This window comes from Nonomuraea insulae, assembly GCF_042656245.1.
Window position 1 is genome coordinate 1 of the sequence record NZ_JBHSPA010000132.1, and the last position, 4,776, is coordinate 4,776.

Sequence of the window (4,776 nt, forward strand, 5' to 3'; positions counted from 1 at the left end):
CGACGGTGCCCCCGTAGAGGGTGGGGGTGAATCCGGCCGAGCGGCACAGCTCGACGACGAGCGGAAGTGCCAGGAGCGCCGGGGTGACGCCGGCCAGGAGTATGCCCATCGTGACCATACGGATCAGCGAGGCCAGCAGCTCGATGAGCCGCGGAACAGCCTGGTACAGCTGGTACTGCTGTCGGCGCAGGGCCTCGAACTGGGTCAGGTGCTCGGGAGTCTCGTGCAGATCGAGCGTCGGCATGCTCGCCGAGATCTCGAGTACGCGCCGGTTGAGCCAATAGCGCAGACGGCCGCTGAGCCCGGCGAGCACGCGACCGCCCCAGTGGGCGAAGACCGAGGCGCCCGCGATCGAACCCACGACGCCACAGGCTCCCAGCAGCGCCGCCCTGCCGTCCGACGCGGCGATCGCGTCGATGAGCAGCTTCAGCCAGTAGGCGAAGAGCACCTGAATGACGACCTGAGCGGTGAGCGAGAGGAAGGCCAGGGTGGTGCGCCACCGGTCCGCCGACCAGGCGGCGCTGAGCACGAGGGTGGCGGATCGTCGCCACCTGCCACGTGTCACGTCGCGATCCCGTATGAGGCGGCCTGGAGGGAGAAGAGCCGGGCGTACTCCCCACCGGCCGCGACGAGTTCGTCGTGCCCGCCGTCCTCGACGATCCGGCCCTGGTCCAGCACCACGATCCGGTCCGCGTGGCGTACGGTCGAGAACCGGTGACTGATGATGATCGTCGTCAGGTCACGAGTCAGGTCGAGGAAACGGTCGTACAGGTCCGCTTCGGCGCGAACATCCAGCTGTGCCGTCGGCTCGTCGAGGATGAGCAGACCGGCGCCGTTCTCCACCGCTGCCATGGCTCGCGCGAGAGCGATGCGTTGCCATTGGCCGCCGGACAGGTCGACGCCGCCCGGGAACCGTCGCGACAGCGTCGTGTCGAGCCCGTCCGGCAGGCCCGCGATGAGGTTGTGCGCTCCGGCCCGTTCGGCGGCGGTGCGCACCACGGCGTCGAGACGGTCGCGGGCCGTCCTGGACGCCTCCGCGCCTTCCCCGGCTGCCCGCAGCGCCTCCACCGCGCCGAAACCGATGTTGTCCCGTACGGGGAGCTCGTAGTGCACGAAATCCTGGAAGATCGCCGCGATCGTTCGACGCCACGCGCCGATGTCGAGCTCCTGGACAGGGACTCCGTCCACGGTGATGGTGCCCGCCGCCGGGACCTCGAGCCCGCACAGCAGCTTTGTCAGGGTGGTCTTGCCGGCGCCGTTGAGCCCGACGACGCCCAGCGAGGTGCCGGCCTCGATCGCCAGGTTCAGCCGCCGGAACACGGGCCGTGCATTCGGGTAGGCGAAGTCCACGTCGGAGAACCGGATCTCCCGCGAGATCCGGACGGGACGAGGGGACCGCAGGGGCTTGGGGCCGGCGCCTGTGGCAACCTGGGCGGCCTCCTTCTCCAGGTCGAGGACGAGAGGCACGCGCGGGCTGCCGTACTCGATGAGCTCCGCGCCGGTCTGGTCGGCCAGCACGGTCATCCCTGACATGCCGAGGAGGAGCACCGTGATCTGCGTCGCGGAGAGACTTCCGGCCAGGCCGTCAGCGACCATGACGGCGGCGATGACCCCGTGCGAGCAGAGGAGGGCGAGCAGCACCGTCACGGTCCGCCACCGCCCGGCCCCGCGCGCCCGCGCCAGCTGGTCAAGGGCACGGGTCCATCGGAGGCCGAACCGCTCGGCGAGCCAGCCGGTCAGCCCGAACACCCGGACCTCCTTGGCCCACGCCGGCTTTTCTGCGATCCTCGCGAGGTACTCCGCCTCTCGGAGCCCCGAGGACCACGAGTCGATGTCCAGGCGCCGCAGCGCCGTCAGCATGACGGCGCCGGCGACGAACCAGACCACGACCAGGACGCCGGCCGCGACCGGCCAGACCGTCGCGACGAGCGCGGCGGCCGCGGCGCCCTGGAAGAGGTGCGACCACCTCGTGCACCAGCCGTCGACCAGGTCACCGGGATCGAGCCCGGCGAGCCGGACGGCCCGGTCGGCGAGCCGGGACAGCTGGGGATCCTCGAACAGCTCCAGCCGTCGCGTACTCAAGGTCGCGTCGATAACGCGTCCGAGGAGGTAGTGCTCGTATCGGCGGTAGAAAGCCCATTTCGCTACTTCATAGGCCGAGCCGGCCAACTCCTGCGCGAGGAGGAGAATGACCGCCGCGACCAACAGGGCGACGAGCCTTTTACCGCTTTCCGTGTCGAGACCGCCATCGCGAATGGTCTCGGGAAGTATTCCGGCGATCAGCCCGACCAGGCCGCCGAATATCGCCGGCAACATCCCGCACACGCATGCCAGGAACAGCTGGAGAGCACTTCTTCCAGGAAGCGCCCGCATCATGAAGGACAAGGCGAGCCATCGGACACCCGAAGGGCCTATCGGACTTTTACCCGTTTTCCCGCACTCGAATATCCTGGACCGGTATCCGCAGGGGGTCAACCGCTCCCGGCAGCCTCATCCGTCAAGCACGGCGTCCTGCTGAGGCCCGGGGTTGTCGGTTCGGCGGGATTGGATGCGGTCGTGGTCGGGCCAGCGCACGTCACTCGCCCAGCCGAGCCGTTCGAACAGGCGGATCATGCCGGCGGACGGGTCGAGCTGGCCGCGGTCGAGGCCGTGGCGGGCGCAGCTGGGCTCGCTGTGGTGGCCGTTGTGCCAGCTTTCGCCGAAGGACAGCAGGGCCAGGGGCCACAGGTTCGTCGCCCGGTCGTGGCGGCGGGTCTTGAAGGGCCTGCTGCCGACGACGTGGCACAGGGAGTTGACGCTCCAGGTGACGTGCTGCAGCAGCGCGACGCGGATCAGGCCGGCCCACAGGAACGCGGTCAGGCCGCCGTACAGGGTGCCGGTGATCGCCCAGCCGGCCAGGAACGGCAGCGCCAGCGACAGCGCGCACAGCGCGGGGAAGGCGCGCGCGACCTTGATCATGGCCGGGTCGGCGAGCAGGTCGGGAGCGTAGCGTTCGGCCGGGGTCTGGTCGTCGGCGAACATCCAGCCCAGGTGGGCGTGGGCAAGCCCCCGTAGTTGCCCGCGCAGGCCGGTGCCGTACCGGTAGGGGGAGTGCGGATCGCCCGGCCGGTCGGTGAAGGCGTGATGACGGCGATGCACCGCCACCCAGTCGATCACGTTCCCCTGGAAGCCCATCGACCCGGCGACCGCCAGCACCACCCGCAACCGCGGCCGGGCGGTGAAGGAGCCGTGGGTGAGCAGCCGATGGAACCCGACCGTCACCCCCAGCCCGGTCACCACGTAGAAGGCCGCGGCCAGCAGCAGGTCGGCGAGCTCGACGCCGTGCCCCCACGCCAGGAAGATCGCGACGCCGAGCGCGACGAACGGCAGGACGACGATCGCCCCCGTCAGCCCGATCTGCGCCCTGCCGGCCGGCGTGTGCTCCCCGGCCCCGGGGAACGGTGACGCGCCGTCGTAATCCTGCCGATCTCTCACCGGCCGGTTAGAAATGGTCATGAAGTCTCATTCGTCTCGTTCATACAGTCCGCCGGTGCACATAGCACCATCGCCAGGTCGAGTGCGGTTCCAGGACCGCGACTACCGGGTGGTCGGTCTCCCTGTAGTGCGCCTTGGCGTGGCCGCCGCTCGAATCGTCGGAACAGGCCACCCACCCGCAGGTCAGGCAGACCAGTAACCTCGTCCAGGTCTGGTCGCCGGCCAGACATTCCTTGCATTCGGGCAGTCCGTGCTCCACCGCCTGGAGCACGTCGACGTGCTCGCAGCGCGGAGCCTGACCGTTCAGGCCAGCCCGCGCGGTCACGATCGTTCCATCTGCGTCCAGGGTCACCACGAGCCTTTCACGTTGACAGCGGCGCGAGCTGCGCCGACGTGTCATCCACGAGTCAAGGTGAACGGCGAGCCGAGGGAAACACGCAATCCCAGCTAGCCTCATCAGCTGCGGCGATTGCGAGCCCGGCGCGGCTCGAACCCTGTGCCGTGGGAAAGGCCCTGAAAGGGCGTTGCAGGGGATTTCCAGCGTCGATCGACACTCTGGCGTGACTTGGGGCCGGCAAGAGGCCTCATCGCACCGGAGGAAAGCCCGATGTCGAGAAAGTCACCCCCCGTCCGCCTCTTGGCCGGCCTCGCGCTCATCGCCGCGACATTCTCCTTCTCCGCCCTGGATGTTGCCGCTCAGCCCCAGGCCGCGCACGCCGCGAGCTCCCCCGACGGGAGGATCACCCGATCGGAGGTTCTGGCGCGCGCCGAGAACTGGGTCGACCGCAACGTCCGCTACAACCTGACGCGCCGGCCCAACACCTTGATCACGGACGTGGAGGGGGACCACAAGTACGGGCCGGACTGCTCCGGCCTGGTCTCCATGGCCTGGCACATCACCGCGAACTCCGGCAAGGGCGGCAACAGCACAGACGACTTCGCCGGCTATTCCGGCAAGGTCACGCTGCCGAGCCTGCACAACCTCCTGCCGGGCGACGCGATTCTCCGCGACGGGCACATGGAGCTCTTCGCCCGGTGGAAGAACGATCAGGACCACAGCCAGGGCGCGTGGACCTACTCCCTCAACGGCGGCAACGACTCCGACGGCGACGGATGGCAGGACGACTGGGCGAAGGGCCCGTCCGTCAACTCCCACGGGGACCGGGGGGACGAGTCCTGGTCGAGCATGCAGAACTACACGCCCATCCGGTACAAGAACATCGTCGACGACGCCTCCGTACACGGCGCGGATTTCAACGGTGACGGCATCGGTGACATCTTCTCCGAGACGACCGGCACGCT

General features: G+C 69.1%; 5 protein-coding genes. 1 reads left to right on the forward strand and 4 read right to left on the reverse strand.

What is annotated here, in order from left to right; translation table 11 throughout:
• The 4 genes from ACFPZ3_RS68015 to ACFPZ3_RS68030 form a co-directional block, all read right to left on the reverse strand.
• A partial coding sequence (locus ACFPZ3_RS68015) for an ABC transporter ATP-binding protein (protein ID WP_379524964.1) occupies nucleotides 1–565 on the reverse strand: 565 nt, incomplete at its 3' end.
• Nucleotides 562–2,316, reverse strand: a complete 1,755-nt coding sequence (locus ACFPZ3_RS68020; protein ID WP_379524965.1) for an ABC transporter ATP-binding protein — start codon at nucleotides 2,314–2,316, stop codon at nucleotides 562–564. The genes ACFPZ3_RS68015 and ACFPZ3_RS68020, both read right to left, overlap by 4 nt.
• A 174-nt stretch (nucleotides 2,317–2,490) precedes the next feature.
• The gene (locus ACFPZ3_RS68025) at nucleotides 2,491–3,495 is read right to left on the reverse strand and encodes an acyl-CoA desaturase (protein WP_379524966.1); all 1,005 of its coding nucleotides are present in this window, start codon (nucleotides 3,493–3,495) and stop codon (nucleotides 2,491–2,493) included.
• 19 nt (nucleotides 3,496–3,514) lie between these two features.
• Nucleotides 3,515–3,799 (reverse strand): UBP-type zinc finger domain-containing protein, encoded by a 285-nt coding sequence (locus ACFPZ3_RS68030; RefSeq protein WP_379524967.1) that lies wholly within the window; start codon nucleotides 3,797–3,799, stop codon nucleotides 3,515–3,517.
• Nucleotides 3,800–4,081: 282 nt separating this feature from the next.
• On the opposite strand from ACFPZ3_RS68030, the gene ACFPZ3_RS68035 reads away from it, so the two are divergent.
• Nucleotides 4,082–4,776 (forward strand): hypothetical protein (locus tag ACFPZ3_RS68035; protein WP_379524968.1); only part of this gene is annotated, 695 nt, incomplete at its 3' end.

Excerpts from the sequence above, each read along its gene's own strand:
- ACFPZ3_RS68020 (WP_379524965.1), bottom strand. The coding sequence starts at position 2,316 with ATGTTGCCGGCGATATTCGGCGGCCTGGTCGGGCTGATCGCCGGAATA.
- ACFPZ3_RS68025 (WP_379524966.1), bottom strand. The coding sequence starts at position 3,495 with ATGACCATTTCTAACCGGCCGGTGAGAGATCGGCAGGATTACGACGGC.